Raw genomic sequence first — 3,926 nt, forward strand, 5'->3', positions numbered from 1 at the left:
CTCGACCAGCCCGCCGAGGCCGACGGCGAGGCCGCCGAGCGCCGGCCACCACATCCAGTGGATCGGCAGGCGCTCGAACGCGTCCTCGATCCCGTAGAGCAGCGTCGTCAGCACGCCCGAGAGCAGCCCCGCGACGACGCCGACGGCGACGCAGGCGGCGAGCCCCCACCACGGCAGCACCGGGTCGGCGGCGAAGGGGAAGAGCGGGCCGGACCCGAACAGCGCCGGCCGCAGCATCGTGGCGGTGACGGCGGCGGCCACCACCGGGATGAAGCTGCGCGGGCGCCACTCGAACAGCAGCAGCTCCACCGCGAGCAGCACCGCGGCGACCGGCGTGCCGAAGATCGCGGTCATGCCGGCGGCGGCGCCGGCGACGAGGAGCGTCTTCCGCTCGGCGGCGCTCAAGTGGAAGAACTGCGCGAACAGCGAGCCGATGGCGCCGCCGGTCATGATGATCGGCCCCTCGGCGCCGAACGGGCCGCCGGTGCCGATCGAGATCGCGGACGAGACCGGCTTCAGCACGGCGACCTTCGGCGACATGCGGCTGCCGCCGATCAGGATCGCCTCGATCGCCTCGGGAATGCCGTGGCCGCGGATCTTCTCGGAGCCGAACCGCGCCATCAGGCCGATGACCAGGCCGCCGAGCGGCGGCACGCAGACCATCCAGAGCGACGGCGTCGCCCGCGCCAGCGAGGTCGCCGTCGCGTCGACCCGGCCGAACCAGACGAGGTTCGTCACGAAGGCGATCAGCGCGAGCAGGGCCCAGGCCGCGACCGTGCTGCCGAGGCCGATGATCACGGCCATGGCGCAGAGGCGGACGAGGCGTCGGTCGGTCCGGAAATCGCCGAGAGCCCGACGCCCGGCGGGCGCGGCTGGCTGGGTGGCCTGCATGCGGTCGAACCTCCTGTAGGATGCGGTGACGCCCGATATATATCGTAATACGATATATTAAACCCCTGACCGGAGATGCTCGATGGATTCGGATGCGGGGCCCGTCCTCTCGCGGGAGGCCTATGCCGCGATCGCGCGCTTCCGGCTGGAGCTGCGGCGCTTCCTCGCCTTCAGCGAGGCGGCGGCCGGCAAGGTCGGCCTGCCGGCGCAGCAGCATCAGGCGCTGCTGGCGATCGCCGGGCATGACGGGCCGCCCACCGTCGGGTTCGTGGCCGAGCAGCTGCTGATCGCGCCGCAGACCGCGGCGGAGCTGGTCGCGCGCATGGTCGACAAGGGCTTCCTGACCAAGGCCGCTGAGGCCCGGGACCGGCGCCGCATGGCGCTGACGCTGACGCCGAAGGCGATGGCGGTGCTGCAGCAGCTGACGACGGCCCATCTCGCCGAGCTTCAGACGCTGGAGCCGGCGCTGGCCACCGCCCTGGCCACGGCCCTCGACCGCGTGCACGGCCGGCCCGACGCCGGGTGCCCTTGAGGAGCGCCGGGCTTGCGGAACCGGGGCGCTCCGGTCCGAATGCCGGGCGGAGCGGCCGCGGGCCGGCGGCGCGGGAGGACGACCTCGATGATCGAGCTGATCCCGCGGGCGCACCTGTTCGGCAACCCGCTGCGGACCGCCTACCGGATCAGCCGCGACGGGACGCGGCTGGCCTGGCTCGCGCCGGTCGAGGGCGTGCTGAACCTCCGGGTCGGGCCGGCCGGCGACCCGGCTTCCGGCGCGCCGGTGACCGCCGACCGCCACCGCGGCATCCGCGACTACGAATGGGCCTATGACGGGCGCCACCTGCTCTACCTGCAGGACACGGACGGCGACGAGAACCACCGACCCGCTGGCCTACGCGGTCGACCGCGCGCGCCGGCGCTGGCACGTCGCCGACCGGATCCGGGTGCCGCTGCTGATCGCGCAGGGCGCGAACGATCCGCGGGTGCGGCAGGCGGAATCCGACCAGATGGTCGCGGCGCTCGTCGCCAAGCGCATCCCGGTCACCTACCTGCTGTTCCCCGACGAGGGCCACGGCTTCGCCCGGCCGGAGAACAGCCTCGCCTTCCACGCCCGGGCCGAAGCCTTCCTCGGCCGCCACCTCGGCGGCCGCGTCGAGCCGATCCACCGGCACGAGGTTGAGGGACGCGCGATGCGGATCCTGCGCGACGATCCGCCGGCCTGAGAACGGTCGCCTGCGCCGCGACGCGATCCCCTCACGAAAGCGTGTGGCGATCCGCAGCCGAATTGTATGGATTTTGTATTCAAACCGGCAACCTTCCGACCGGTACGTTCGTACCGATGGCATGGTCAACGACAACGTGCATTCCCTGCAAGCGATCGCCGACGCCCTCGGGCTGCCCGTGGAAGCCTTCGCGGCCGGAGCGCACGGGGACCGAGCGCAAGGGGCCGGAGAGCGAGAGGCCGGAGCACAGTCGGCCGGCGAGCTCGGCGAGCTGGCGTCCCTGCTGCAGCTCTGGCTCTCGATCCGCGATCCCCAGGCCCGGCGCCGCGTCCTCAACGCGATGCGCGGCGAGGCGGAACGCCCGGGCAGCGGCGGCTGAGCCGGCGCGGGCGGCCGCCGCGCGGACCTTCAGGCGGGCGGGAGGGCGTCGAGCGCGCGGGACAGGTCGGCCAGGAGATCGTCCTCCGCCTCGAGCCCGATCGACAGCCGCAGTAGCCCGTCGGTGATGCCGGCGATCACGCGCGCCTCGGGATCCATCGCCGCATGGGTCATGGTCTCGGCGTGCGAGATCAGGCTCTCGACCCCGCCGAGGGACTCGGCCAGCGTGAACACCCGCAGCACCGCCACGAACCGCCGCACCGCCTCGCGCCCGCCCGCGAGCTCGAAGCTCAGCATGGCGCCGAAGCCGCTCTGCTGCGCCTTGGCGAGGGCGTGGCCCGGATGGGTCTCAAGGCCGGGATAGTACACCGCGGCGACGGCCGGGTGGCCGGCCAGGAACGCGGCGAGACGCCCGGCGGTCTTCTGCTGCTGCTCGATCCGCACGAACAGGGTGCGCACGCCCCGCAGCGTGAGGTAGGCGTCGAACGGCGAGCCGGTGACGCCGATGGTGTTGGCCCAGGCGGCGAGCTCCTCGCCGACCTTGGCGTCGGCCGCGACCACCGCGCCCCCGACCACGTCGGAATGCCCGTTGAGGAACTTGGTCGTCGCGTGCACGACGAGGTCGGCCCCGAGCGCCAGGGGCCGCTGCAGGGCCGGCGACAGGAAGGTGTTGTCGACCACCGAGAGCGCGCCGGCCTCGCGGGCGAGCCCGGTGACGCGGCGGACGTCGACGACGCGCATCAGCGGGTTGCTCGGCGTCTCGATCAGCACGACCTTGGGCCTTCCCGCGAAGGCCGCGGCCAAAGCCGCCGGGTCGTTCTGGTCGACGAAGGCAACCGTGTAGTGCCCGCGCGCGCTGCGCAGGCTGAGCAGGCGGTGCGTGCCGCCGTAGCAATCGTGCGGGGCGATCAGGAGGTCGCCCGGCCGCAGGCTCGACAGCGCCAGGTCGAGGGCCGCCATGCCGCTCGACACCACGACCGCGCGGGCGCCGCCCTCGAGCTTGGCGATGGTGTCGGCGAGCTGGTCGCGCGTCGGGTTGCCCAGCCGCGAGTAGTCGTACGGCCCCGGCTTCTCGAAGGCCGGGAACTTGTAGGTCGTCGAGAGATGGATCGGGGCGATGACGGCGCCGTACGCGGTGTCCGCGGCCACGCCGTTGGTGGCCGCGATCGTGCGCGCTGCTTTCGGTTCGGTCATCGCTTCCCCTCCTCCCGGGAATCGGTCCGCGGTGCGATCCGACGGCCCCGCCGAGGCGTTCTTTATAGAGGACGAAACGATCTTACAACGGAACGTGACGTCGCGCGCCGCCTTTCAGTCCTTCACGACCAGCGGGCGCACCGGCGGCAACGCCGCGGCCCCATCCTCGCCGGGCACGAGGCCGCAGCGGAAGGCGGCCTCGCGCGGGAGCAGCGGGTCGAGCAGCGCGCGGCGGGCGGCGAG

5 protein-coding genes are annotated in these 3,926 nt (G+C 73.0%); 3 read left to right on the forward strand and 2 right to left on the reverse strand.

What is annotated here, in order from left to right; translation table 11 throughout:
- The coding region (locus tag FV223_RS22145) for a chloride channel protein (protein WP_147729016.1) at positions 1-891 on the reverse strand (891 nt) is incomplete at its 3' end.
- A gap of 82 nt (positions 892-973) precedes the next feature.
- On the opposite strand from FV223_RS22145, the gene FV223_RS22150 reads away from it, so the two are divergent.
- The 3 genes from FV223_RS22150 (at position 974) to FV223_RS22160 (ending at position 2,490) form a co-directional block, all read left to right on the forward strand.
- Positions 974-1,423, forward strand: coding sequence for a helix-turn-helix domain-containing protein (locus tag FV223_RS22150; protein ID WP_147729017.1), 450 nt, complete (start codon positions 974-976; stop codon positions 1,421-1,423).
- 292 nt (positions 1,424-1,715) lie between these two features.
- Entirely contained in the window at positions 1,716-2,111 is a 396-nt protein-coding gene (locus FV223_RS22155) for a prolyl oligopeptidase family serine peptidase (protein WP_246689763.1), read from the forward strand.
- A 121-nt stretch (positions 2,112-2,232) separates the two neighbouring features.
- A complete protein-coding gene (locus FV223_RS22160; protein ID WP_147729018.1) occupies positions 2,233-2,490 on the forward strand; it encodes a hypothetical protein in 258 nt (85 codons plus the stop codon).
- Positions 2,491-2,519: 29 nt separating this feature from the next.
- On the opposite strand, the gene metB is transcribed toward FV223_RS22160, so the two are convergent.
- Positions 2,520-3,683, reverse strand: coding sequence for a cystathionine gamma-synthase (metB, locus tag FV223_RS22165; protein ID WP_147729019.1), 1,164 nt, complete (start codon positions 3,681-3,683; stop codon positions 2,520-2,522).
- Positions 3,684-3,926: the final 243 nt, after the last annotated feature.

It is taken from the genome of Methylobacterium sp. WL116 (genome assembly GCF_008039455.1).
Classification (GTDB): Bacteria; Pseudomonadota; Alphaproteobacteria; order Rhizobiales; family Beijerinckiaceae; genus Methylobacterium.